24 protein-coding genes are annotated in these 23,227 nt (G+C 61.2%); 6 read left to right on the forward strand and 18 right to left on the reverse strand.

Features of this window, described 5'->3' with window-relative positions; all coding sequences use genetic code 11:
• Window positions 1–9: 9 nt before the first annotated feature.
• From K3725_RS04320 to sucC, 6 genes are all read right to left on the reverse strand, one after another.
• A complete protein-coding gene (locus tag K3725_RS04320) occupies window positions 10–2,961 on the reverse strand; it encodes a 2-oxoglutarate dehydrogenase E1 component (protein WP_260017627.1) in 2,952 nt (983 codons plus the stop codon).
• Window positions 2,962–2,972: 11 nt separating this feature from the next.
• Window positions 2,973–3,590 carry a hypothetical protein gene (locus K3725_RS04325; protein ID WP_260017628.1) on the reverse strand — a complete coding sequence of 206 codons (618 nt, stop codon included), beginning with the start codon at window positions 3,588–3,590 and terminating at the stop codon, window positions 2,973–2,975.
• 174 nt (window positions 3,591–3,764) lie between these two features.
• Window positions 3,765–4,649: a succinate--CoA ligase subunit alpha gene (sucD, locus tag K3725_RS04330; protein WP_039181809.1), complete on the reverse strand. Its 885-nt coding sequence runs from the start codon at window positions 4,647–4,649 to the stop codon at window positions 3,765–3,767.
• A 12-nt stretch (window positions 4,650–4,661) separates the two neighbouring features.
• Window positions 4,662–5,489 carry a glycosyltransferase family 25 protein gene (locus tag K3725_RS04335; protein WP_260017629.1) on the reverse strand — a complete coding sequence of 276 codons (828 nt, stop codon included), beginning with the start codon at window positions 5,487–5,489 and terminating at the stop codon, window positions 4,662–4,664.
• A 76-nt stretch (window positions 5,490–5,565) separates the two neighbouring features.
• Complete coding sequence (locus K3725_RS04340) at window positions 5,566–6,117, reverse strand: hypothetical protein (RefSeq protein ID WP_260017630.1); 552 nt, start codon at window positions 6,115–6,117, stop codon at window positions 5,566–5,568.
• Between the two features lie 4 nt (window positions 6,118–6,121).
• The gene (gene sucC / locus K3725_RS04345; protein ID WP_260017631.1) at window positions 6,122–7,315 is read right to left on the reverse strand and encodes an ADP-forming succinate--CoA ligase subunit beta; all 1,194 of its coding nucleotides are present in this window, start codon (window positions 7,313–7,315) and stop codon (window positions 6,122–6,124) included.
• 352 nt (window positions 7,316–7,667) lie between these two features.
• Here sucC and K3725_RS04350 point away from each other — a divergent pair, with 352 nt between their 5' ends.
• Window positions 7,668–8,693, forward strand: a complete 1,026-nt coding sequence (locus K3725_RS04350) for an IS110 family transposase (protein WP_260017632.1) — start codon at window positions 7,668–7,670, stop codon at window positions 8,691–8,693.
• A gap of 497 nt (window positions 8,694–9,190) precedes the next feature.
• On the opposite strand, the gene K3725_RS04355 is transcribed toward K3725_RS04350, so the two are convergent.
• From K3725_RS04355 to K3725_RS04375, 5 genes are all read right to left on the reverse strand, one after another.
• Window positions 9,191–10,258, reverse strand: coding sequence for an IS110 family transposase (locus K3725_RS04355; protein ID WP_260017633.1), 1,068 nt, complete (start codon window positions 10,256–10,258; stop codon window positions 9,191–9,193).
• 241 nt (window positions 10,259–10,499) lie between these two features.
• Window positions 10,500–11,399 carry an IS3 family transposase gene (locus tag K3725_RS04360; protein WP_260016510.1) on the reverse strand — a complete coding sequence of 300 codons (900 nt, stop codon included), beginning with the start codon at window positions 11,397–11,399 and terminating at the stop codon, window positions 10,500–10,502.
• Window positions 11,396–11,692, reverse strand: coding sequence for a transposase (locus tag K3725_RS04365; RefSeq protein WP_260017634.1), 297 nt, complete (start codon window positions 11,690–11,692; stop codon window positions 11,396–11,398). The genes K3725_RS04360 and K3725_RS04365 overlap by 4 nt, the downstream gene beginning before the upstream one ends.
• 513 nt (window positions 11,693–12,205) lie before the next feature.
• Window positions 12,206–12,790 carry a hypothetical protein gene (locus tag K3725_RS04370; protein WP_260017635.1) on the reverse strand — a complete coding sequence of 195 codons (585 nt, stop codon included), beginning with the start codon at window positions 12,788–12,790 and terminating at the stop codon, window positions 12,206–12,208.
• 18 nt (window positions 12,791–12,808) lie between these two features.
• Window positions 12,809–13,732, reverse strand: a complete 924-nt coding sequence (locus tag K3725_RS04375) for a LysR family transcriptional regulator (protein WP_260017636.1) — start codon at window positions 13,730–13,732, stop codon at window positions 12,809–12,811.
• Window positions 13,733–13,991: 259 nt separating this feature from the next.
• On the opposite strand from K3725_RS04375, the gene K3725_RS04380 reads away from it, so the two are divergent.
• Window positions 13,992–14,369, forward strand: a complete 378-nt coding sequence (locus tag K3725_RS04380) for a nuclear transport factor 2 family protein (protein ID WP_260017637.1) — start codon at window positions 13,992–13,994, stop codon at window positions 14,367–14,369.
• Window positions 14,370–14,426: 57 nt separating this feature from the next.
• Here the strand turns inward: K3725_RS04380 and K3725_RS04385 are convergent, their stop codons facing one another.
• Complete coding sequence (locus tag K3725_RS04385) at window positions 14,427–14,930, reverse strand: TetR/AcrR family transcriptional regulator (protein WP_260017638.1); 504 nt, start codon at window positions 14,928–14,930, stop codon at window positions 14,427–14,429.
• Between the two features lie 185 nt (window positions 14,931–15,115).
• On the opposite strand from K3725_RS04385, the gene K3725_RS04390 reads away from it, so the two are divergent.
• The gene (locus tag K3725_RS04390) at window positions 15,116–15,979 is read left to right on the forward strand and encodes an NADP-dependent oxidoreductase (RefSeq protein WP_260017639.1); all 864 of its coding nucleotides are present in this window, start codon (window positions 15,116–15,118) and stop codon (window positions 15,977–15,979) included.
• A 99-nt stretch (window positions 15,980–16,078) separates the two neighbouring features.
• On the opposite strand, the gene K3725_RS04395 is transcribed toward K3725_RS04390, so the two are convergent.
• From K3725_RS04395 to gstA, 4 genes are read right to left on the reverse strand one after another with little or no spacing between them, the layout of a single operon-like run.
• Window positions 16,079–17,050 (reverse strand): nitronate monooxygenase family protein, encoded by a 972-nt coding sequence (locus K3725_RS04395; protein ID WP_260017640.1) that lies wholly within the window; start codon window positions 17,048–17,050, stop codon window positions 16,079–16,081.
• Window positions 17,047–17,268, reverse strand: coding sequence for a 4-oxalocrotonate tautomerase family protein (locus K3725_RS04400; RefSeq protein WP_260017641.1), 222 nt, complete (start codon window positions 17,266–17,268; stop codon window positions 17,047–17,049). Before K3725_RS04400 ends, K3725_RS04395 begins: the two co-directional genes overlap by 4 nt.
• Window positions 17,269–17,271: 3 nt before the next feature.
• Complete coding sequence (locus K3725_RS04405; RefSeq protein ID WP_260017642.1) at window positions 17,272–17,652, reverse strand: nuclear transport factor 2 family protein; 381 nt, start codon at window positions 17,650–17,652, stop codon at window positions 17,272–17,274.
• Entirely contained in the window at window positions 17,649–18,260 is a 612-nt protein-coding gene (gene gstA, locus K3725_RS04410; protein WP_260017643.1) for a glutathione transferase GstA, read from the reverse strand. The genes K3725_RS04405 and gstA overlap by 4 nt, the downstream gene beginning before the upstream one ends.
• 108 nt (window positions 18,261–18,368) lie before the next feature.
• On the opposite strand from gstA, the gene K3725_RS04415 reads away from it, so the two are divergent.
• On the forward strand, window positions 18,369–19,253 hold the full coding sequence (locus K3725_RS04415) for a LysR family transcriptional regulator (RefSeq protein WP_260017644.1): 885 nt from the start codon (window positions 18,369–18,371) through the stop codon (window positions 19,251–19,253).
• A 481-nt stretch (window positions 19,254–19,734) separates the two neighbouring features.
• On the opposite strand, the gene mdh is transcribed toward K3725_RS04415, so the two are convergent.
• Window positions 19,735–20,697 (reverse strand): malate dehydrogenase, encoded by a 963-nt coding sequence (gene mdh / locus K3725_RS04420; protein WP_260017645.1) that lies wholly within the window; start codon window positions 20,695–20,697, stop codon window positions 19,735–19,737.
• A gap of 159 nt (window positions 20,698–20,856) precedes the next feature.
• Here mdh and K3725_RS04425 point away from each other — a divergent pair, with 159 nt between their 5' ends.
• Window positions 20,857–21,612, forward strand: coding sequence for a sulfite exporter TauE/SafE family protein (locus tag K3725_RS04425; protein ID WP_260017646.1), 756 nt, complete (start codon window positions 20,857–20,859; stop codon window positions 21,610–21,612).
• Between the two features lie 78 nt (window positions 21,613–21,690).
• Here the strand turns inward: K3725_RS04425 and K3725_RS04430 are convergent, their stop codons facing one another.
• Entirely contained in the window at window positions 21,691–22,005 is a 315-nt protein-coding gene (locus K3725_RS04430) for a hypothetical protein (protein WP_260017647.1), read from the reverse strand.
• Between the two features lie 349 nt (window positions 22,006–22,354).
• Between K3725_RS04430 and K3725_RS04435 the strand changes: the two genes are divergently transcribed.
• Window positions 22,355–23,209, forward strand: a complete 855-nt coding sequence (locus K3725_RS04435) for a CoA ester lyase (RefSeq protein WP_260017648.1) — start codon at window positions 22,355–22,357, stop codon at window positions 23,207–23,209.
• Window positions 23,210–23,227 lie beyond the last annotated feature (18 nt).

Genomic DNA, 23,227 nt, shown 5'->3' on the forward strand with positions numbered 1-23,227 from the left:
TCTTTATCCTCAGATGCTCAGCGCTTCGTTCACGAGGGCTGCTTGTTGGGCTTTGTGTTCGCTGGCCAGGCCGGTTGCGGGCGAGGCCGAGGTGGCGCGGCCTGCGTAGACGGGCCGGGTGTGCTTGGCGCCGATACGGGTCAGCACCCATTCGATGTTGGGCTCGATGAAGGTCCAGGCGCCCTGGTTCTTGGGCTCTTCCTGGCACCAGACCATTTCCGCCTGCTTGAAGCGTTCCAGCTCCTTCACCATCGAGATGGCGGGGAACGGGTAGAACTGCTCCACCCGCATCAGGTAGACGTCGGTGATGCCGCGGGCGTCGCGTTCTTCCAGCAGGTCGTAGTAGACCTTGCCCGAGCACATCACCACACGCTTGATCTTGTCGTCCGCCACCAGCTGGGTGTCGGAGTTGCCGTGCTGGGCGTCATCCCACAGCACCCGGTGGAAGCTGGAGCCGGTGGTGAATTCCTCTGCCTTGCTGACCGCCAGCTTGTGGCGCAGCAGGGATTTCGGGGTCATCATGATCAGCGGCTTGCGGAAGGTGCGGTGCAGCTGGCGGCGCAGGATGTGGAAGTAGTTCGCCGGCGTGGTGCAGTTGGCGACGATCCAGTTGTCCTGGCCGCACATCTGCAGGAAGCGTTCCAGCCGGGCGGAGGAATGCTCCGGCCCCTGGCCCTCGAACCCGTGCGGCAGCAGGCAGACGAGGCCCGACATCCGCAGCCATTTGCTTTCGCCCGACGAGATGAACTGGTCGAACATGATCTGGGCGCCGTTGGCGAAATCGCCGAACTGGGCTTCCCATAGCGTGAGCGCGTTGGGTTCCGCCAGCGAGTAGCCGTATTCAAACCCCAGCACCGCATATTCGCTGAGCGCCGAGTCGATCACCTCATACTGCGACTGGCCCGCGCGGATGTTGTTGAGCGGGTAGTAGCGCTCCTCGGTCTCCTGGTTGACGATACCGGAATGGCGCTGCGAGAAGGTGCCGCGGGTGGCGTCCTGGCCTGCGAGGCGCACCGGGTAGCCTTCCAGCATCAGGGAGCCGAAGGCCAGCGCTTCGCCGGTGGCCCAGTCAAAACCCTCGCCGGTTTCGAACATCTTGCCGCGGGCGTCCAGGACGCGGCCGACGGTCTTGTGCAGCGGGAAGCCCTCTGGCACCTGGCTCAGCGCGCGGCCGATATCGGCCAGGGTGTCCGGCTCGATCGCGGTGCGGCCGCGCTGGTAGTCGGCGTCCTTCTTGTCCAGATGCGACCAGCGCCCGTCCAGCCAGTCGGCCTTGTTGGGCTTGTAGTTCTTGCCGGTCTCGAACTCTTCGTTCAGATGCGCCTGGAAGGCGGCCTTCATGTCCTCGATCTCGCCCTCGGGGATCAGCCCGTCCTTGACCAGCCGGTCGGTGTACAGGGTGAGGGTGGTCTTATGACCCTTGATCTTCTTGTACATCAAGGGGTTGGTGAACATCGGCTCGTCGCCTTCGTTGTGACCGAAGCGGCGGTAGCAGAAGATGTCGATGACCACGTCCTTGTGGAACTTCTGGCGGAACTCGGTGGCGACCTTGGCGGCGTGCACAACCGCCTCCGGGTCGTCGCCGTTCACGTGGAAAATCGGCGCCTCAACCACCAGCGCGTTGTCGGTCGGGTAAGGGGAGGAGCGCGAGAAATGCGGTGCGGTGGTGAAGCCGATCTGGTTGTTCACCACGATATGCATGGTGCCGCCGGCCTTGTGGCCGCGCAGGCCCGACAGCGCAAAGCATTCCGCCACCACACCCTGGCCTGCAAAGGCCGCGTCCCCGTGCAGCAGGATCGGCAGCACCTGGCTGCGATCGGTGTCGCCCAGCTGGTCCTGCTTGGCGCGGACCTTGCCGAGGACCACCGGGTTCACCGCCTCCAGGTGGGAGGGGTTGGCGGTCAGGCTGAGGTGCACGTTGTTGCCGTCGAACTCGCGGTCGGAGGAGGCGCCAAGGTGGTATTTCACGTCGCCGGAGCCGTCCACGTCCTCGGGCTTGAAGCTGCCGCCCTGGAATTCATTGAAGATCGCCCGGTAAGGCTTCTGCATCACATTGGCGAGGATGTTGAGGCGGCCGCGGTGCGGCATGCCGATCACGATGTCGCGCACACCCAGTGCGCCGCCGCGCTTGATGATCTGCTCCATCGCCGGAATGAGGCTCTCGCCGCCATCGAGGCCAAAGCGCTTGGTGCCGGTGTATTTGACGTGCAGGAACTTCTCGAAACCCTCGGCCTCGACCATCTTGTTCAGGATCGCCTTGCGCCCCTCGCGGGTGAAGGTGATTTCCTTGTCGTAGCCCTCGATCCGCTCCTTCAGCCAGCTGGCCTGCTCCGGGTCGGAGATGTGCATGTACTGCAGCGCAAAGGTGCCGCAATAGGTGCGTTTCACGATCTCCACGATCTGGCGCATGGTTGCGACCTGCAGGCCCAGCACGTTGTCAATAAAGATCGGCCGGTCCATGTCGGCATCAGTAAAGCCGTAGGATTTCGGGTCCAGTTCCGGATGGGAGGCCGCAGCGCGCATCCCAAGCGGATCCAGGTCGGCCGCCAGATGGCCGCGGATCCGGTAGGCGCGGATCAGCATCAGGGCGCGGATCGAGTCCAGAACCGCGCGCTGCACCTGATCGTCGGTCAGTTCGACGCCCTTGGCGGCGGCCTTGTCCTTGATCTTCTTGCCTGCGCCCTTGGCTTCGGCAGGGGCCGGCCATTCGCCGGTCAGCGCGCCGGTCAGATCGTCATTGGGGGCCGGCGGCCAGTCGCCGCGCGCCCAGGAGGGGCCCTTGGCCTCTGCCTTCACGTCCAGTTCGGCGTCGCCCATCTGGCGGAAAAACTCGGCCCAGGCGGCATCCACCGCGTTCGGGTCATTGGCGTAACGGGCATAAAGCTGCTCCAGATACTCCGCATTGTGCCCCTGCATGAAAGAGGAGGCGTGGAAGAGGTCGTTGGGCGATTGGTCGGTCATTGGTCGTGGCCCTATTCTGCGAGGGAGTTCAATACGTATGCGGTGGCGATAATATCTATCGGTGCGCCCGTCAGTTCCGAGATTCTCTGGGGCGAAAAGTAAGTCACGTAGTAGCGTCTGTTGATTCTGCCTGAACCGTAGCTTTTCACTCTGGTCGGATTGATCGCCCTTGCGTTTTGAGCGGTAAGAGCAGGCTGAGCTTTTGAAAACGTTTCTTCCGAGATGTCTCGAGAGGCGTGCAGCTTGCAGGACAGGCTTGGGTGATGGCCAAGGCGCACAAGTTGCAGTTCCAGAATGCTAGGCGAGCCAGGAACCGTCATCCAAGTTGTGAGAGTTGGGCTATCTGGAACAACCTGAAGTTTGCGCTTGCCCTGAGAGGAGCTCAACGCGATTTCCCATATGCTTTTCCAGCGCGCTGCAGGGGCTTTTCCGTATCCAAGATGATGTTCAAGTGCTCCGGTTGCTAAGGATCGGATATGATCATCATTGAGTTCTTTTGCGGAAGTCTTAATCCATCCAAGCGTTTCCAGAGTTGCGACTAAGGCATCTTGGGATGGATCTGCTTTCAAGCAGGTAAGGATTGTTGCTTCCGAAAGATCGGCTGGAGCGGCTGAACCACTGACGGGCATGAGAAAGGCCCAGGTGGCACAGAGGCTGAAACCCGCCCGGCGCAGCGCGCCGGGCAGCGCCCGTCCCGCCCCCGTCAAACCGGAGGTTTGCCTCCGGCAAAACGGGGCGGGCGCTTCGCACCCTCCCCGCCGGGACGGGCGCTGGACACTGCCGTGACGCGCTGCGGGAGACATTTACTTGCCGATCGCTTTCAGCACCGCTTCACCCAGGCCGGCCGGGCTTTCGGCGACCACGATGCCTGCGGATTTCATCGCTTCGATCTTGTCCTCGGCGCCGCCCTTGCCGCCGGCGACAATGGCGCCCGCGTGGCCCATGCGGCGGCCCGGAGGGGCGGTGCGCCCGGCAATGAAGCCTGCAACCGGTTTTTTGCGGCCCTTCTTGGCCTCATCGGCCAGGAACTGCGCGGCCTCTTCCTCGGCGGAGCCGCCGATTTCGCCGATCATGATGATGCTTTCGGTCTCGTCGTCGGCCAGGAACCATTCCAGCACGTCAATATGCTCAGTGCCCTTGATCGGGTCGCCGCCGATGCCGACGCAGGTCGACTGGCCCAGGCCCACGTCGGTGGTCTGCTTCACCGCCTCATAGGTCAGGGTGCCGGAGCGGGACACCACGCCGACAGAGCCGCGGCGGTGGATGTGGCCGGGCATAATGCCGATCTTGCAGGCGTCGGGGGTGATCACGCCGGGGCAGTTGGGGCCGATCAGGATCGAGGAGGAGTTCTCCAGCGCGCGCTTCACCTTCATCATGTCGAGCACCGGGATGCCCTCGGTAATGGCGACAATCACTTCCATTTCGGCGTCGATCGCCTCGAGGATCGAGTCCGCGGCAAACGGCGGCGGCACGTAGATCACGGAGGCGTTGGCCTCCGTCACATGCTTGGCTTCATGCACGGAGTTGAACACCGGCAGGTTCAGGTGGGTCTGGCCGCCTTTGCCGGGGGTTACGCCGCCGACCATCTTGGTGCCGTAGGCGATGGCCTGTTCGGAGTGGAAAGTGCCCTGCGAGCCGGTAAAGCCCTGACAGATGACCTTGGTGTTTTCGTCGATGAGGACTGCCATGTTTCGGTTCCTTCAAGCGGTATGTGTGTGTTGGGTCTGCGGGGTGGCCAGTGCCTGGCCGTCGAAGCGGATTTTTTCGAGGGTGGCCCGCCCCAGGACCACGCTGGGAAGTATTCGGAAGCCGCCGCGGAATTCGTATATCCCGCGCCGGAGTTTCTGGCGGATCAGCGGCCAGCCCTTGGGCCGGTAGCGCGGCGGGCCGACGCCCACTTCGCCCGGTGCCTCATTGCCCTGTTCGGCCAATGCGGGCTGCACCTGATAGACGGTGATGCCACGTGCAGGCAGCGAGGCATCGAAGTTGAACAGCAGGTTGTCCAGCGTGATGCAGAACGGGCGGCTGTCCAGCAGGTGCTGTGCAGCTTTCCGGCTGATCACATATGCCGCGCCGCCGGCGTGGCGGGACAGCATCTGGCGCACCTCGCGGCCCAGATGGGTGAAGCTTTCCTTGCCAAGCGCCACCTGCAGCCTGTTGGCCCGCCAGCGCTCAAACTTGACGATGCCGGCATCCGCAGGCCACCAGGACAGATCCGCCAGCCAGGCGCCGGTGTCGGGCGACAGGAAGACGTCATCTTCCAGGATCAGCGCGACATCGGCGTCTGACGCCAGAAACGCCTCCCAGGCCTTGGCATGGCTAAGGGTGCAGGCCATGTCCTTGGTCTGGAAATAGCCCCAATGCCCTTCGGAGCGGCACTGCTGCAGCATCTCCTCGCGGCTGACCTGCGTGCTGTCCACCGCATCAATGCGCTCAGCCGAAAGCCCGGCCTGATCCAGCTCCCGCTGCATCAGCGCTGCCCGGCCGGTGGCCTGCTGCAAGCCTATGAGGTAGACGGCGGCTTTCATCGGTTTGGCTCCTTCTGGGCTGAAAGCCAAAAGAGCCCGGGCAGCTCGCCGCTGTATGTCACGGGATTAATCACAGTCAGTACCTCACAGGACCATTGGTCCGGTAAAGTACCAGAGCGTAGTTGCTGTGATTGCCGCTTTCGACTGTCCGCCGGGTTGCCACGATACCATGCTGGTCGCCGGAAATGATCCAGGCTTCTTCAAGCTTGTGCCTCCTAAGCTGGTCTTCCGGAACCCGGACTGCCGCGGGAAAGGTCTCTGCCACGTAGCGGCGGACGCGCTCAGTTTGTCCGGTTCTGGAATAGGATTGGACCATGCAGCCGCGGCTCGAGACAGCAACGGCGGGGCGCCGGTCGTCGACAACGTAGACACGCCCGCCATTTCGGGCCTTGCGCGGCAAAGGCACATAGCTGGACGCACGCAACAGCCGCTCTGCCGACTGGGGATCAGCGGGGCCTTTGGCGCAGAATTTGTCAAAGGCTTTGACGAAAGCTGTCGGGCTGCTCTTTGGCACGATGTTGCTACCTTTGATATTGGCAAGCTCGTAGGCGTCCGGGCCCAGCCCCTGTCTGGCACATCCGGCGGCCAGGGCCGCCGTCAGTGCTGCTAGGAGCAGGGCCGGTTTCACACGCTCAGCCCTTCACCGCCTTCACGATCTTTTCGGCGCCGTCTTTCAGGTTGTCGGCGGCGATCACGTCGAGGCCGGAGGTGTTGATGATCTCCTTGCCCTTCTCGACGTTGGTGCCCTCAAGGCGGACCACCAGCGGCACCTTCAGGCCGACTTCCTTGACCGCGGCAACCACGCCCTCGGCGATCACGTCGCAGCGCATGATGCCGCCGAAGATGTTGACCAGGATGCCTTTGACGTTGGGGTCGGAGGTGATGATCTTGAACGCCTCGGTCACCTTCTCCTTGGTGGCGCCGCCGCCCACGTCGAGGAAGTTGGCAGGCTCGGCGCCGTAAAGCTTGATGATGTCCATGGTGGCCATCGCCAGGCCCGCACCGTTCACCATGCAGCCGATTTCACCATCCAGTGCGATGTAGTTCAGGTCGTATTTGGAGGCTTCCAGCTCTTTCGGGTCTTCCTCGGTGGTGTCGCGCAGCTCAGCCACGTCGGCGTGGCGGTAGACCGCGTTGCCGTCAAAGCCGACCTTGGCGTCCAGCACCTTGAGGTTGCCGTCGTCGGCGATGATCAGCGGGTTGATCTCCAGCATCTCCATGTCCTTCTCGACGAAGGCCTTGTAGAGCTGGCCCATCAGCTTGACGCATTGCTTGACCTGCTGGCCTTCGAGGCCCAGCGAGAAGGCGATGCGGCGGCCGTGGTAGGCCTGGTAGCCGGTGGCCGGATCAACGGAGAAGGACAGGATCTTCTCGGGAGTGGCCGCGGCCACTTCCTCGATGTCCATGCCGCCCTCGGTGGAGCAGACAAACGAAATGCGCGAGGTCTGGCGGTCAACCAGCAGCGCCAGGTACAGCTCGGTCTGGATGCCGGAGCCGGCTTCGATGTAGATACGGTTCACCTGCTTGCCGGCCGGGCCGGTCTGATGGGTGACCAGGGTGCGGCCCAGCATCTTTTTGGCTTCTTCGGCCGCTTCTTCCACCGATTTGGTCAGGCGCACGCCGCCCTTCTCGCCGGCGTCGGCCTCCTTGAAGGAGCCCTTGCCGCGGCCGCCTGCGTGGATCTGTGCCTTCACCACCCACAGCGGGCCGTCGAGTTCACCGGCGGCGGTTTTGGCTTCTTCGGCCCGCAGCACCACGCGTCCGTCGGACACCGGAGCACCGTAGCTGCGAAGGAGGGCTTTGGCCTGATATTCGTGGATGTTCATTTGAAACTGTCCCGTCTGGCTGCAATTGTCTGCTGATTTATAGGCCGTCTTAAAGCCAAGTGTTAAAGGCTTTTTTGACAGGGGGCAGGGAAATGCGGAAGATTTTCGGTTTTTGTGATCACAGGATTTGAGGGTGTGATCACAATTTAACGAAGGCTTGATGCGGGTGATTCGAGGCGGGCCCGAAGCCTGCGCCCGCCGTATCATAGGCCAAAAGCGGCAGCAGCGGCCATGGGCCGCCGCCGCAAAAGAAAAGATGGGATGATTAGGGCTGCTCCGCTGCGCTGAGGAGGGTGACAGTTCGGCAGAAATGCTGGCAGGCTCCTGATGACCACATCAAGGAGGTATAGTCATGGATCTGTTTGTTGGCTTGGACGTATCGCTTCGCTCGACCAGCGTTTGCATCCTGGATAGCGCAGGGGAACTGGTCAAAGAAGCGAAGGTGGAAAGTGAACCTGCTTCAATCACAGCAGTGCTTGAGAAAGTTGCTGGCCGATACCGGCGTGTTGGCCTCGAAGCTGGCCCGCTGTCCCGATGGCCTTACAGCGGATTGGCTGCGGCAGGCTATCCTGTGATATGCGTCGAGGCACGGCACATGCGGGCCGCGCTTTCGGCCCGGATTAACAAAACAGACAAGAACGACGCCCGAGGCATTGCCCAAATGATGCGTGTCGGCCTCTTTCGTCCCGTGCACGTAAAGACCGAACGCAGCCAGGAAATCCGGATGCTGCTCACGGCGCGGAAGTTCCTGCAGTCAAAGATCATTGACGCAGAGAACAACCTGCGCGGCCTATTGCGGAATTTCGGCATGAAAGTCGGGGCCGTCACTCGCGCCCAGTTCGAGAGCAGGGTCAAGGATCTGCTTGAAGAGCGCCCGCACCTTGCCTTGGCCGTAGCGCCACTCCTGGAAGTCCGGCGTGTGTTGTGCGCGCAATTCCAGCATTTGCACAAAGCGATGCAGCGGATGGCCACTGATGATCCCGTGTGCCGGCTGCTCATGACCGCTCCCGGCGTCGGCCCGCTGGTTGCCCTTACATTCCGCACTGGCTTAGACGAGGCGGCCCGTTTCCGGCGTTCCCGGGCCGTTCCCGCTCACTTTGGCTTAACGCCAGCACCCTATCAATCCGGCGAAATTGATCACGGGCGCGGCATTTCAAAGTGTGGTGATGCCAATGTCCGGTGGGCACTGATGGAGGCTGCTGGCGCGCTCATGCGGCGGAACACCAAAAGCTCCCCGCTGAAGGCTTGGGGGCGATCGATTGCGAAGCGCAAAGGGCAGCTCAGGGCTCTTGTTGCCGTTGCCCGGCGCCTGGCCATTATTCTACACCGGATGTGGACTGACAAAACCGAATTTCGCTGGCAGGCACAAACCGCCTGATACAGCACGCCAGAATTCGCGCTGAGCGCGCGGATTGATGTCCCGTGCAGGGACGGGTGGGTAGGCAATCCCGGGGCGGGGTTGAACGCGGCTTCAGCCGTAGTCCGTAGAAAAGATTGGGATGCCTTTCCTTCCGACCCCATCATGGAGCGGCCCCGTGCCGACTTCGAAGGGAAGCAAGACCCTTGCCGGGATAGACCACCATGCCAGGCGTTTATGCCTGATAAGCAGCCCCTAGGCTATTGGCCGCTTTGAGCCCATATGTATGTACCGGCTGCTGTTCGCAAGTGAGATATTGGCGTGGCTTGCGGAAGTCGCTGATATGTATCCGGCCTGTTTGCCGGCTCGCGGGCCGTGGCCATTTTGGGTTACGCACGCGCCGTGGTCTCATTACTGTCCAGACTGATGACGATCATTTGGGCTGTCAGACTCTGGGGGCGTAGTGTCTCCGTACCATGCTTTTCTCCTTCGCGAACTCCTTTGGGACTTGAGGCGCTTCAGATGGCGCCCAAAGCCTCGTCTCTCTGGACCGCATATTTCGATCCGTGGCGCAGAACGCTCCATACGGTGCGGGCCAGCTTGTTGGCCAATGCAACTGCGGCCTTGTTGTGGGGCATGCGTGCCGTGACGCCCCTCAGCCAACTCCCCAAGCCCACGGCATCCCAGCGGTGTGGACGCATCAAGATGACATTGGCAGCCTGCACTAACAACATGCGTAAATACCCATTGCCGCGCTTGCTGATCCGACCAAGGATGGTCCGCCCACCTGTGCTGAACTGGCGCGGCACCAGACCTACCCACGCTGCAAAGTCCCGACCTTTGTCAAATACCTCGCCCTTGCCAATGGCGGCAACGACCGCCGTCGAGATCAGTGGACCGATCCCCGGAATGGTCATGATGTTGGCGCTGTTTTCTTCTGACTTGCTGATCTCTTCAACCTCTGAGGGGATTGCATTGATCCGTTCATCAACCCAGAGCCAATCGCCATAGAGCCCCATCAGGATGGAGCGCATACGGGGTGAGATTTCATCGCGCCGGTTTTCCAGGATCGCCTCAAACGAGCTCTGCAACCTATGCTGTCCCGCCCGCACGGTGATGCCTTGCTCAATCAGGAACGCCCGGATTTGACTGATCGTGACGGTGCGGCGTGCCACCAGTCTTGACCGCACTCGGTGCATAGCCTGCAGGTCCAATTGATCCTGACTTTTCTCGGTAACGGTCCGCAGGTTTGGTCTCATTGCTGCTTCTGCGATTGCCTCGGCATCATTGTAGTCGTTCTTTTGCCCTTTATTGAATGGCTTCACATAGATACTTGGACTGATCCGGGGTTCGAAGCCAAGCTCTCGCAGCATGCGGCTAACAAAATGCGCGCTCATGCGGGCTTCCATACCTACGATGCAGTGAGGAAGTTTCTCAAACGTCGACTTCAACGCCAACCGCCTAATTTTCTGGCGCAAAACGCGCTGACCTGCGTGGTCAAAGCCGACCAGATGGAACGTGTCTTTTCCGATGTCGACGCCAATGACTGCAACCTCGCCGATATCTTCAGAGTTCTTCGATTTCATAGCCACTTCTCCTGTTTGCAGAAATAGGCAAAGCCTAGACTGCTGGGTGAAGCAGCCGGTACATCCCATTACTGTGAATTCGAATTTCGCGCTGCATGCGCACGCAACGCGCCGATCCGCTGCTCTGCCAAATTTCTCTCGCTGCATGGCAGAGGAGAATGCAGCCATTCCGGCAGGCCGCAGCAAATCTGAAACCTCGAATGGAGTTCGTCCCGATTTCCGGACAGTTTGATTATTGACCCTACGCTGCGCTTTTCCAAGCCATGGTTTCGTATGCTTGCGCGGGGGTTTGGTAGCCGATGGCAGAATGACGTCGCTGGCGATTGTAGAAGACCTCAATGTATTCGAAGATCGCCGCCTTTGCCTGGGCGCGCGTTTTGAAGCGCTCCCGGTGAACCAGTTCCTTTTTCAGTGATTCGAAGAAACTTTCCATTGGAGCGTTATCCAGGCATTCGCCGGTTCGGCTCATTGATTGGATGATCTTCGCGGACCCGAGCAGCGCACGGTATTCGCTGCCAGCGTATTGCACGCCGCGATCCGAATGGTGAATGAGCCCAGGCACCGGACCACGCCGCCCCAGGGCCATGTTCAAGGCATCACAGCACAGTTTGGATCGCAGATGACCGTCCATGGCCCAGCCGACGATTTCACGTGTTGCCATGTCTTTGATGGCGGCGACGTAGAGCCATCCTTCGTCCGTATCGACGTAGGTAATGTCGGCCAGCCAAACCCGGTTTGGAACGGAACAATCGAACTGCTGCTCCAGCAAATTCGGCGATGGTTTCAAAGAGTGATTGCTGTCAGTCGTGCGCGGCTTCCGGCGCTTGCGCAGACGCGGTGAGATACTGTTTTCCTTCATTATTCTGGCGACGCGACGCTCCGAGACTGCCTCGCCATCGGCTTTCAGATCCTGGTGGACCCGCTTTGACCCATATCGTTTTTTGCTTTGAGAAAACGCCGCTTTTATCTTTGGCAGCAACTCGGCGTCCCGGTCGGTACGCAGCTTTTGCCGCTGATCTCGGGTTGGTTGCGACTGAGTAAAACCATAAAACCAACTGCGGCCGATCCCCAGAATGCGACAGAGCAGGGAAATGGGATAAAGAGCCTTATGGGCAGCGACAAAGGCATGTTTCGCAGTCATGTCTTCGCTGCCCTTGAGGCGAAAAAAGCGGAAGCTTTCTCAAGGATTTCATTTTCCACCTTCAAACGTTTGTTTTCCTTCCGTAGACGATCCAGTTCCGCCGCATCCGACTGCTGCCTGCGCAGTGCCGCCATTGATCCCGCCGCTTCGATCTCCAAGCGCCACGGCTTCAATTGCGAGCTCGTCACTCCAAGCTCCTTGGCAACACCACCTTGTGTAGCACCAGGCTTATAAAGCCGACCAACCGCTGCGGCTTTGAATTCATCTGTGAACGTCCGTCTCGTTTGTCCCATTCCATGCTCCTTTCCTGGACAGGGGTAAATTACCCTGGTGTCCGGCAACAGGGACGAAGTTCAGAATTCATTGGTCACCGTACTTTCCGGGCGGTTACTGGCTCGGCTGTTGTTCAAAACAGCATTCCTCCGCACGTGCGGAAGGTTTCCCGCTGCAAAGCAACAGGCATCGCCAAACCAAAAATTGAAAAGTGCAGCCACAAAGGCACGAGTTAGCGAAGTGCAAATGTGAGAATGATCAAGCACGATATGACGTTTAGAACCAGAATCGTCAAAGAAGTCCGTCGCAGAAAACTTACATGCGTCAATGGATTAGTCATAGCTGAACCGCTCCGGCAAGATGCGATGCAAGGGCGCGCCCCTCTCAATCAGATGAGTTTCAACAATGTCCTTCATGACGGCAGGTCCGCACATAACAAAGACCCATTCGCTGAACTCATTTTCTGAGAAAACGCTATCTATCAGTACTGCATCGAAAAAACCAGTTTCTTCGTTCCAGGTTTCTGGCGATTTTTACAGCACATAGAGTACGTCCTGTTCACCCAATTCGTCACGAAAGGCAATCTGATCAACCACCCGGTTGCCATACATCAACTTCACCTTGCGCGGATCCCCGGTCAGGCGCATTTCCCTGACGATGCCTAGCAGCGGGACAAGCCCCACGCCTCCTGCAATTAGAGCTCCCCCCGGTTCTGTGCGGCCATCGACACACAGATTGCCATAGGAACCGTCCAGATAGGCGGCCGTTCCGGTTTTGATCTGGCCAATGGTTTGTGTGAAGCCGCCAAGCTCTTTGATCATTGAGGAAACTTCTGGTCCGAATCCAGGCGCGGAGCAAATGGACAATGAGTTTTCCTTCATCGAAAATGAACTGTGCCCTATTTTCAGCCAGACAAATTGCCCTGCCTTGCAATCAAGGCCGGAATGGCCATCCGGCTGCACTGACACGTCCCATTGCTTAGGCGTCTGCTGGGGCTGCATGTTCCCTGATAAGTGCTCGCCCCGTATCCAGCCCGGAAGCGGCAAATTCTTGCGGTGCGCGTGCGGCACGCCGGTCCGCTGAACGGGCGAGCCTTTGACAGGATCACATTCGGTCAACTGACCTGATGTGACGTTTCATCCGCCCAGACCAGCTTCAATGTCCCAATAGGGTGTTTCGCGGCCGATCCGGTCCGCCAGGAAATCAGCAAGAGCCCGTGTTTTTGCAGGCATGTGGCGCCGTTCCGGGAACACCGCGTACAAGGTTTGTTCCGGCAGCGAGTAGGCTGGAAGCACCCGCACCAGGCGGCCTGCTGCCAGATGAGCGCCAGCCACAAAAGTTGGCAGGCGCCCGATCCCCAGCCCGTCTATCAAGGCAGTGCACAGCGCCTCGCTATTGTTGACACGCAGTCTTTCTTTCGTGCGAACCGGCACGTCCCCCTCTGCGCCGCAAAGGATCCATTCCCTCGGGTCGCGCGAATAGCTGTAATGCAGGCAGCTGTGCTGCATCAGGTCTTCGGGGTGCTGCGGCGTGCCTGCCTGAGACAAGTACGCAGGGGCCGAGGCGAGAACGCTGTGAATGGGCGCCAGCCTGCGTGCAAACAGGGCAGAATCCGGCAGGGTGCCTGCCCGGATGGCCATGTCGAACCCGGCTTCAACCAAGTCCGTAACCCGGTCATCCATGGTCAGATCCAGTGTTATCCCGGGGTGGCGCTCCAGAAAATCCTTGATCAAAGGCGCTATATGCAGCCACCCGAAGGACATCGGCGCGTTGACCCTGAGCCGGCCTGCGGGCTGCCCCCGCATGGCAGTGACGGCCTCCTCCGCTTCATGCGCCGAACCGAGCGCCTGCACCGCATGGGACAGGTAGATTTCACCGGCCTCGGTCAGAGACATGCTGCGTGTCGAGCGATGAAACAGCTGCATTCCCAAATGCGCCTCCAAGTTGCCGATCCGCTTGCTGACAGCGGATTTTGTGATCCCCAGCTGCCGGGCTGCGGCGGCAAACCCGCCGGCTTCTGCAACCGCAACGAAAACCGGAATGGCGCCAATCTCAATCATGCTGCTCTTTCAATTGTCAACTTTTGCTCTCCCTGCAGTTTCCCAGTTAGCGGATTAAAGCGGAAACGGGAACCAATTAGATATTTGCCATCTGTCAGATTACCTGAGGCTGCCATGTCCGAAACGCGCATCAATGGAATTCAGTGCGGCATGCCAGCATCCTCTGACAGCCATCCTCCGGCAAAAGCTGGCCAATCGAGAACGGCAAACTCCCTGGCTCCCTCCAGCGCCTCTCAACTTCAATCCAGGAGACCCACGAATGCAAATCACAGCTAAAGATACCACTGCCCATACAGCCCTGATCGACGGTCTTTATTCTGCGGTGGACGCGATGAACGCCGAAGCGGTTGCCAGCTTTCTGACCGATGATGTGATCTTCCGGCTGGGCAATTTCGAAGCCATCTCAGGCCGCAAACCCGTTGAGGCCGCCAACGCCTCCTTCTTCAAAACGATCAGCGGGATGAGCCACACAATTACCGGCATATGGTCGAGCGGTGATACTGTGTTCTGTGAAGGATCTGTTCACTATACCCGCAAGGACCAAAGTGAGCACGAGGTTCCCTTTGCAACGCGCCTTGGCCTGCGCGATGGCAAGATCGCCGACTACAATGTCTATGCGGATATCTCGGGGCTGTGAGCCATTCCGCAAGCGCGTGGCCGCCTTCCTAAGCGGGCACGCGTGCCGGGCTGGTTGCTAGGGCAAAACGGGGAGCTCGCGGAGCGCAAGCTCGGCCACATTGTGTAATTCGTCAGCTGCTGCGCCGTCACGGGCCTGCGCAGCAAGCCCCTGTATCAGCACCGCGACGTATTTCGCCAGCAGATCCGGTTCGGTGGAGGCAGGCATGTCCCCTTCGTGAATGCCGCGCCGAATGCGGTCTGCAATCATGGCCTCGCTGGCCTGCCGGTATCCGGTCAGCAGGTCCTGCGCGCCCAGGCTGCCCTTGCCGCAATTGGTTGCGCCACTGACGAGCAGACAGCCCCTGGGCCGGTCTTCGGCGGAAAATGCTTCGATGGCTTCAAACACATAGCGTTGCAGTGCCTTGGCGGCGGTTGTTTCCTCGGCAAGGGCACGGGGGGCGTAGGCTGCAACGCTTTGCGCATAATGGGCAGCGCACCGTTCAAACAGCGCCTGCTTGTTGCCGAATGCCGCGTAGATGCTGGGAGGATTTAGCCCCATGGCCGCGCTGAGATCAGCCATCGAGGCAGCCTCATACCCCCGCTCCCAAAACAGCAGCATCGCCCGCTCAATCACCTGATCGGTGTCAAAGGACTTCTGCCGCCCCAAGTTCGCCTCCATTATTACTTATCGATCACTACACAAAATAGCTTGACCCGGCAAGCCGCCCATAATTTAACGGTCGCTACAGAATTTTGGAGGCACGGATGAAAGCTGCAATAATCGAAAGTTTTGGCGAAGCAGATGTTTTCAGGATAGGGGAACTGCCCTGCCCGGAGCCCAAGCCGGTGGAACTTCTGATCCGCATCCATGCGTCCAGTGTGAACCCAGTGGATGCCGGTGTCCGGTCAGGAAAAATTCTGCAAGGTGACCCGGCTCATTTTCCAATGATCCTAGGCTGGGATGCGGCGGGTACAGTCGAGGCGCTTGGCCCGGAAACGGACGGGTTTGCCCACGGCGACCGGGTGATGGCGATATCGCCGCAGCCGGGAACATTGGTGGGCACCCATGCGGAATTTGCCGCGCTGCCGGCCAGCCAGGTTGTGAAGATCCCCGGAACGGTTTCCTTCACCGCAGCGGCTGCGGTGCCTTTGATAGGTAGCACCGCACTGGCGGCACTTCAGGCGCTGGACCTACCGCCGGGCGCGTCTGTCCTGATCAACAACCCTAAGGGGGCGGTGGGTGCTATGGCCGCAACGATTGCACCTCTGCTGGGGTTCGAACTGGCGGCGCCGGGCGCGCAGCAGGTGGATGGCGCCATTGACGTGCGCGGCCGGGACCATGCGCAACAGGCCTTTGCCGCCATAAGAGATGGCGGAGCCTATGCAACCATTGTGCCTGAGTGGTGGAAGCCCGGTGGGGTTTTCACCGCAGCGCGGGGCATCTCCCCGGTAACGATTCAGAACCCCGCCAATCAGCAGGTTCTGCTGCCTTTGGCGGACTGGCTGGTCCAGGGCGTCCTGGAACCGGGGATCGAGGAGATCATGCCGCTTGACCAGATCGCAGAGGCTCACCGCCGGCTGGATACGCCCGGACATACCGGCAAGTTTGTTCTGGACCATATCAACTGAAACCAGCAGCGAAAGGCACAGGCGGAACCGCCCCCACCTGTGCCCGCCTTCCTGTGTCCTGAAGCCTCCGGATTGACACACGGGTCCGGCGAACTCTCTTTACCCGCCCATTGCAGAAGCCGCTCCCGCCAGACACTGCTGCGCGTCTGCCATGAGGTTGGCGAGAATGTCGCCCGCCGGCGCCGCCGAACTGATCAGGCCAATGCCTTCGCCGGCAAAGGCGGTTGCCACTTCCGGATCGCCGGCATCCTGAGCCGCCGACCATTTTGCGGCTTCAGCGCCTGCTTCCTTCCTCAAGGCGTCTTCGGAGCCGTGCCATTTCTGAATGAAGGAATTGCGCAGCACGCGGCCATCGTAACGGGCGGGCCAATCATACCCGCGGACCACGTCAACAACCTTGGTGCGGATCGTATCGTCACCGGTTGCCGCCAGCGCACGGTCCAGGATGCGCGGATGCACCAGCGCCTCGTGCGACGCCCAGAAGCGGGTGCCGATCACCGCCCCGTCCGCGCCCAGCATCAGGGCCGCCGCCAGGCCGCGTCCGTCGGTGATACCGCCTGCGGCGCACAGCAGCGCCTGGCTGTTACGGCGTGCGATTTCATCCGCGATTTCGGGAACCAGCGTAAATGTGCCGCGCGCCTCGCCATGGCCGCCGGCATCCGCGCCCTGAGCCACAAGGATGTCGGCGCCGCAGTCCAGCGCCTGCTGCGCATCGCGCAGAGTCTGGACCTGACAGATCAGCGGCACGCCGGCATCCCGGATCGCAGGCGCAAATGGCGCCGGGTTGCCAAAGGACAGGAACACTGCCGCGGGATCCTGTGCCAGCACTAAGTCAAGCAAATGCGGCTGTTCCGCCAGCTTCCAGGTGATCAGCCCGCAGCCCGCGCGGGCACCCGCGGCGGCACTGAACTGCTGTTCGATCCAGCCTGCATCACCATAAGCCCCCCCGATCATGCCCAGCCCGCCAGCTTGGGTGACGGCGCGGGCCAGCGCGCCACCCGCAGCAAAGGCCATCGGCGCCTGGATCACCGGGCAGGTGAGCCCCAGCGCCTCTGTCAGCCGCGTCTTCATTGTGCCTGCTTCCGGTACTCCTGCACTGGCAGGCCGCCGACGCCCCAATCCTCCAGCGAAACCTCGTCGATCACCACAAATGTGGTCGCCGGGGTCTTGCCCAGAACGTCCTGCAGCAGACCGGTGACCCCGGTGATCAATTGCGCCTTCTGGTCTGCGCTTGGTCCTGTACCCTCGGGGCCGCCCTCGCGGGTGACTTTGATATTCACATAAGGCATCGGTTAGTCCTTTCGCGGAACATAGGAGAAAACTTTCGCAGCGATGCGCCATTCGGCGCCATGGCGGACAAGGGTCAGCAGGTCGTGGAAATCCCGGCCCATCATGGTCATCCGGGCGCTGACATGGGCCAGCCGGTCGCTGGCAAAAGCGATCTCCAGGATCTCCTCTTCGCGCGGGTCGCCGCGTTTGGCCGGCGGCTCGCGCCCGTCCACCCGGCCCATGTAGGTTTCCAGATCCAGATACAGTTCGTCATCTTCAGTGGCACAGATATAGGCCAGCTGCGGGTGAAAGACCTCTCGCAGTATGGTGCTGTCGGCCTGATGGAGGCCTTCAAAATATGCCTCCATTAGTGCGCCGACCAGTTTGTGATCGGCGGGCGTCATTGGATCAGCCCCTCGGCGCGCATCGCGGCCTGGGCCGACGGGCGATTGGCGCTGCGGCCCACAAAGGCAGCCAGATTGGGCCAGCGGGAGAGGTCGATGCCGGTGAAATTGGCCCAGTTCGAAACTACGAACAGATAGGCGTCCGCCACTGAGAACTGATCCTCAACCAGCCATTCGCGGCCATCCGCCAGCTGCGCCTCGATCAGGTCGAACTTGCCTGCAACCGCGGTGCGTGCTTCGTCTTTGCCGACCTCGGACGTACCCTCACGGAATAGCGGGCCAAAGGCCTTGTGCAGCTCGGTCCCGATCCAGTTGAGCTGTTCCTGCATCCGCGCCCGGGCCAAGGTGCCCGCCGCCGGCGCCAGACCTGCCTCCGGGTGGCTGTCCGCGATGTACTGGAGAACCGCCGCCCCTTCGGTCAGGATGCTGCCGTCGTCCAGGCCCAGGGCCGGAACATAACCTTTGGGATTGATCGCACGGTAATCCGCGCCGCTTTCGGTTCGCCCCGCCACGGTGTCGACCGCTTCGATGTCAAACGGGCGGCCGGTTTCATAGAGGGCAATATGGCTGGCCAGCGGGCAGGCACCGGGTTTGTAGTAGAGTTTCATGACAGTCTCCTGTGGTGGTGATGCCCTCTGACTACCTCCTGATATGATTGATTGATAATATTGTGTTTTCAGCATAACGATTAGGTAAATAGATCATGTTGGAATCCGATGAAACACGACCAACTCCTGGCCCTGGAGGCGATTGTCTCCACCGGAACCTTCCGCGGCGCGGCGGAGCGCCTGAACAAGTCCCAGTCCGCCATCAGCCACACAATCCGCCAGCTGGAGGAGGAGCTGGAGCTGGAGCTGTTCAGCCGCGAGGCCTACCGCCCGGCGCTTACTCCGGCAGGTGAAATCTTTTATCGCGAGGCGTCGCGGGTGCTGCGTCAGATGCAGGGGCTGAGATCCACCGCGGCCCGGCTGCGCGCCCGGGAAGAGCCGGAGCTGACCGTGGCTGTCAGCGCGACGATGGATCTGGACCTTTTGCTGCCCGCCCTTGCATACACCGGGCGGCGCCACCCGGCGACCCACCTGCGGCTGCGGATGGAAATGATGGGCGGCCCGCTTGCGCGACTGATGGAGGGCAAGGCGGATATCGCACTGGCGTCCTTGGACGGGGTGCCCTTGGACGACGTGGAAGCGGAGCCGGTTGCCGAGGTCACGATCCGGCCGGTGGCAAGCCCTGGCCTGGGCCTGCCCGCCGGCTCCCGCGCCTTGTCCGCATCCGAAATGCAAAGCCATGTGCAGGTGGTCGCGGCCGGGACTGGCGGCGCGGCCCATGAGCAGAGCCGCGACTTGCTGCCAGGCGGGCTGAAATGGACCGTCTCCGACTTCGCGGCCAAGAAAAAGGTGATCCTCGCGGGGCTCGGTTGGGGCGGTCTGCCGGATCACATGACAGAACAGGAGCGGCGCTCCGGAGCGTTGTTACCTCTGAACCTGGAAGGGTTTCCCCTTCGCCGGACCATGATTTTCAAGATGAGACGGAGAGATCAGCCAGTAGGTGTTGTTGCCGATGAACTTTGGAGCAAAATCGGGACTGCTGAGCTGGCATAGTGCCGAAAGCATCCAGTGCGGCAGAACCCGATCCAAGAGGTCAGCCGCAGCGAATTGACGCTTTAAGGGACCCATTGAGTTGGACAACTGCGAAAGATCCGTGAGGTGCAGATGCCGCGCCGTCAATAACAGGTAGCTTCGGGTGAGAGGCGTTCCAGTTGTTCTGCGCCTGCATTTTCCGCAGTCCCGTTGGGACGGAAATTCCCTCGCCTCGTTTGTCCAGCCTGGCCGCAGCTACAGCGCGATTGAAATTCCACCGAAGTCCTCGGGGCCGAATGACCGCAAACGGGAAATTCACCGCGCTTCCGGGGATCTTGCGCTGCGGGAGCGAGGGTTTTCTGCGTCAGCAATAGCTGCAAAAGCAAAGGGCAGCTGTGTCCGGCGAAACAAGCATTGGAGATCATTCCGCTTGACCTAACCTGCCCTAATAGCGAAGGCCCGCCGGAAGCGGGCCTTTTTTCAAGTTCCGTTGGCTGCGGGCTTAGGCCAGCGAGGCGTCGATGCCCTTGCAAGCCTCGACCAGGCCTTTCACGGCGTTGACCGAGTTGTCGAACATGGACTGCTCTTCCTCGTTCAGCTGGATGTTCACCACCTTCTCGATGCCGCCGGCGCCGATCACGGTGGGCACGCCCACATACATGTCCTTGACGCCCAGCTCGCCGTCGCAATAGGCGGCGCAGGGCAGCACGCGCTTCTGGTCCTTCAGGAAGGCCTCGGCCATTTCGATGGCGGAAGTGGCCGGCGCATAGAAGGCGGAGCCGGTCTTCAGCAGGCCGACGATCTCGGCGCCGCCGTCACGGGTGCGCTGCAGGATCGCGTCCAGGCGCTCCTGAGTGGTCCAGCCCATCTTGACCAGGTCGGGCAGCGGGATGCCGGCCACGGTGGAGTAGCGCACGGAGGGCACCATGGTGTCGCCGTGGCCGCCCAGCACAAACGCGGTGACGTCTTTCATGGAGACGCCGAATTCCTCAGCCAGGAAGTGGCGGAAGCGGGCGGAGTCCAGGACGCCGGCCATGCCGCAGACTTTGTTGTGGGGCAGGCCGGAGAACTCGCGCAGGGCCCAGACCATCGCGTCCAGCGGGTTGGTGATGCAGATCACGAAAGCGTCCGGCGCGTGGTCGCGGATGCCTTCGCCAACGGATTTCATCACCTTGAGGTTGATGCCCAGGAGGTCGTCGCGGCTCATGCCCGGCTTGCGCGGCACGCCTGCGGTCACGATGCAGACGTCGGCACCTGCGATGTCCGCATAGGACTGGGTGCCCTTCAGCGAGGCGTCAAAGCCTTCGGAAGGACCGGATTCTGCGATGTCCAGCGCTTTGCCTTCGGGGATGCCTTCGGCGATGTCGAAGAGAACGACGTCGCCCAGTTCCTTGAGGGCTGCGAGATGTGCGAGGGTGCCGCCGATCTGACCTGCGCCGATGAGGGCGATTTTGGGTCGTGCCATTGGAAAATGTCTCCGGTCCGGTTGAAATTTCCTGATGCCTACGGCGTAAAACCGTGCCGTGCAAGGGCTCTGCACTGCGGCAATCGGCTCTGTATGCTTGTGTATACCGTGCTGATACCGCTAAACCGTCTGTAATCTGGGCATTTCGGAGGGCGGGTGATGGCGGCGTTTGATGCGATGTTTTTCGTTTTTGCCATCCCGGCGGTCGTTTTTGCGGGCGTGTCCAAGGGCGGTTTCGGGTCCGGAGCGGCCTTTGCCTCTGCGTCGATTCTGGCGCTGGTGCTGGAGCCGGGCACTGCGCTGGCGCTGATGCTGCCGCTGCTGATGCTGATCGATGCGGCGACGCTGAGGCCCTACTGGGGACGCTGGAACCTGCGGGCATCGCTGCTGCTGATAGGCGGCGGCCTGCCCGGCGTGGCGCTGGGGGCCTGGCTTTATGCGGCGGTGGACGGCGATGCGATGCGGGTGCTGATCGGCGCGGTTTCCGTTGGCTTTGTGCTGTGGCAGCTGCGAGGGCGGCTGGGGCTGCGGCTGGCGTCGGATACGCCGCTGTCCACGGGCGCCGGGGCGCTGGCCGGGCTGGCGGTAGGGTTCACCAGCTTTGTCAGCCATGCCGGCGGGCCGCCGGCCGCGGTCTATCTTCTCAGCCTCAAGTTGCGGAAGACCGAATACCAGGCCAGCACGGTGCTGATCTTCTGGGCCATCAACATGGCCAAGGCGGTGCCGTATGCCGGGCTGGGGATGTTCACACGTGAAACCCTGATGCTGGACCTGATGCTGGCGCCCTTTGCGCTGCTCGGGGCCTGGCTGGGGGTCAAGCTGCACCATTCGATCCCGGAGCGCTGGTTCTTTGCGCTCACCTATGTGCTGCTGACGGTGACCGGTGCCAAGCTAATCTGGGACGGGCTGGCCTGAAGACTGCTCACATCAGCCAGCCCGCGCGGCGTCCCCGGCCGCTTAACCTGCAGCCTGGAAACCTGCCTCAATACCTGCTCAAGCGTCGCTGTCGGTGTTCGGCAGGGCCTCTGCCAGCACTTCATAGGACTGTCCGGACGCCACCAGGCAGGTCATGCCGTTGGGGGTGGTGACGGTGATGGTCCAGCTGCCGGTCTCGTCCGAGGCGAAGGTTTCCATCACCATGCCCTGCTGGCCCATGCCGATGCTCTGGCGGCTTTCGCCGTATTTTTCCGCCAGCCGTTTGACCACCGCATCACGCGGGGCGCAGTTGCGGCTTTGGGCCGCGGCAGGCGCAGCGGCGATGGACAGCGCAGCCAAGGCCAGCGGCAGTGCGAAGAATGAGTGTTTCATCTCGTTTTACCCTTTCCGGAACGGCCGGACAGAGAAGGGTGCCTGACGGCAGCCCCCGGTGTCCCTGTGCGGGCCGGTGTGTGACGCAATTCGAAATGCAGGCCCCATGCCTGCTGGCATCAGGTGCGGCCTGGTACGGCAGCGGTGTCCTGTGCCTTGGTACCCTTCAGTGTGCCGATCAGGTGCTGATAAGTGGTTAACTGGGCGTTCGTCGGAAATTCACACGGTTTTTCAGTGATTTGCTGCAATCGCGCGAAAGGTTACGCTGCGCTGCGGCGGAATTGTACTTGAAAGTATACAATCGAATCTGTACCGCTTTACGCAACAAAATAACTTTCGGAGAAGCCCCATGGATCCGCGCACGCGCCCTTACCGCTCGGTTTTGTACATCCCTGGCTCCAACGCGCGTGCGCTGGAGAAGGCCAAAACCTTGCCGGTGGACGCGGTGATCTTCGACCTGGAGGATGCGGTCTCAGCCGATGAAAAAACCAATGCCCGCGAAACCTTGGGCCAGGCGCTGAAGGCCGGCGGTTATGGCGCGCGGATGAAAATCGTGCGGATCAACGGGCTGGATACGCCGTGGGGCCGCGGGGATGCAACGGCGGCGGCGCGGATGAGCCCCGACGCGATTCTGCTGCCCAAGGTGAATGCGCCGGAGGACCTGGACGCACTGGCAGAAATCACCGGGGACATCCCGCTGTGGGCGATGATGGAAACCCCGCGGGGCATGCTGAATGCCGCTGCGATTGCGGCGCACCCCAAGCTGCAGGGCATGGTGATGGGCACCAATGACCTGGCCAAGGAATTGCAGACCCGCTACCGCCCCGACCGGATGCCGATGATGGCAGGGCTGGGCCTGTGCCTGCTGGCGGCCAAGGCCGAGGGGCTGGTGATTGTCGACGGCGTCTACAATGCCTTCAAGGACGTGGAAGGGCTGGCCGCGGAATGCGCCCAGGGCCGCGACATGGGCTTTGATGGCAAGACCCTGATCCACCCGGCGCAGGTGGAGGTGGCCAATGCCGCCTTTGCCCCGACAGAGCGTGAGATCGACACCTCCCGCCGCCAGATTGCCGCATTTGAAGAGGCCAAGGCCGCAGGGCAGGGTGTTGCCGTGGTTGACGGCAAGATAGTCGAGAACCTGCATGTCGTAACGGCGCGTGAAATTCTGGCAAAAGCGGATGCAATCGCGGCGGTTTCCGCGTAGGTGTTAATCAGCTTAACA

Origin of the sequence: Leisingera sp. S132, from assembly GCF_025144465.1 — a bacterium.
Classification (GTDB): domain Bacteria; phylum Pseudomonadota; class Alphaproteobacteria; order Rhodobacterales; family Rhodobacteraceae; genus Leisingera.

Coding starts and splice junctions, on each gene's coding strand:
- K3725_RS04365 (WP_260017634.1), bottom strand. CDS start 11,692: ATGGGACAAACGAGACGGACGTTCACAGATGAATTCAAAGCCGCAGCG.
- K3725_RS04400 (WP_260017641.1), bottom strand. CDS start 17,268: ATGCCTTATGTGAATATCAAAGTCACCCGCGAGGGCGGCCCCGAGGGT.
- K3725_RS04395 (WP_260017640.1), bottom strand. CDS start 17,050: ATGAAGACGCGGCTGACAGAGGCGCTGGGGCTCACCTGCCCGGTGATC.
- K3725_RS04430 (WP_260017647.1), bottom strand. CDS start 22,005: ATGAAACACTCATTCTTCGCACTGCCGCTGGCCTTGGCTGCGCTGTCC.
- K3725_RS04360 (WP_260016510.1), bottom strand. CDS start 11,399: ATGACTGCGAAACATGCCTTTGTCGCTGCCCATAAGGCTCTTTATCCC.
- K3725_RS04325 (WP_260017628.1), bottom strand. CDS start 3,590: ATGCCCGTCAGTGGTTCAGCCGCTCCAGCCGATCTTTCGGAAGCAACA.
- K3725_RS04405 (WP_260017642.1), bottom strand. CDS start 17,652: ATGACGCCCGCCGATCACAAACTGGTCGGCGCACTAATGGAGGCATAT.
- K3725_RS04385 (WP_260017638.1), bottom strand. CDS start 14,930: ATGGCTGATCTCAGCGCGGCCATGGGGCTAAATCCTCCCAGCATCTAC.
- K3725_RS04415 (WP_260017644.1), top strand. CDS start 18,369: ATGAAACACGACCAACTCCTGGCCCTGGAGGCGATTGTCTCCACCGGA.
- K3725_RS04350 (WP_260017632.1), top strand. CDS start 7,668: ATGGATCTGTTTGTTGGCTTGGACGTATCGCTTCGCTCGACCAGCGTT.
- K3725_RS04435 (WP_260017648.1), top strand. CDS start 22,355: ATGGATCCGCGCACGCGCCCTTACCGCTCGGTTTTGTACATCCCTGGC.
- K3725_RS04355 (WP_260017633.1), bottom strand. CDS start 10,258: ATGAAATCGAAGAACTCTGAAGATATCGGCGAGGTTGCAGTCATTGGC.
- mdh (WP_260017645.1), bottom strand. CDS start 20,697: ATGGCACGACCCAAAATCGCCCTCATCGGCGCAGGTCAGATCGGCGGC.
- K3725_RS04380 (WP_260017637.1), top strand. CDS start 13,992: ATGCAAATCACAGCTAAAGATACCACTGCCCATACAGCCCTGATCGAC.
- K3725_RS04390 (WP_260017639.1), top strand. CDS start 15,116: ATGAAAGCTGCAATAATCGAAAGTTTTGGCGAAGCAGATGTTTTCAGG.
- K3725_RS04425 (WP_260017646.1), top strand. CDS start 20,857: ATGGCGGCGTTTGATGCGATGTTTTTCGTTTTTGCCATCCCGGCGGTC.
- sucD (WP_039181809.1), bottom strand. CDS start 4,649: ATGGCAGTCCTCATCGACGAAAACACCAAGGTCATCTGTCAGGGCTTT.
- K3725_RS04375 (WP_260017636.1), bottom strand. CDS start 13,732: ATGATTGAGATTGGCGCCATTCCGGTTTTCGTTGCGGTTGCAGAAGCC.
- K3725_RS04335 (WP_260017629.1), bottom strand. CDS start 5,489: ATGAAAGCCGCCGTCTACCTCATAGGCTTGCAGCAGGCCACCGGCCGG.
- gstA (WP_260017643.1), bottom strand. CDS start 18,260: ATGAAACTCTACTACAAACCCGGTGCCTGCCCGCTGGCCAGCCATATT.
- sucC (WP_260017631.1), bottom strand. CDS start 7,315: ATGAACATCCACGAATATCAGGCCAAAGCCCTCCTTCGCAGCTACGGT.
- K3725_RS04320 (WP_260017627.1), bottom strand. CDS start 2,961: ATGACCGACCAATCGCCCAACGACCTCTTCCACGCCTCCTCTTTCATG.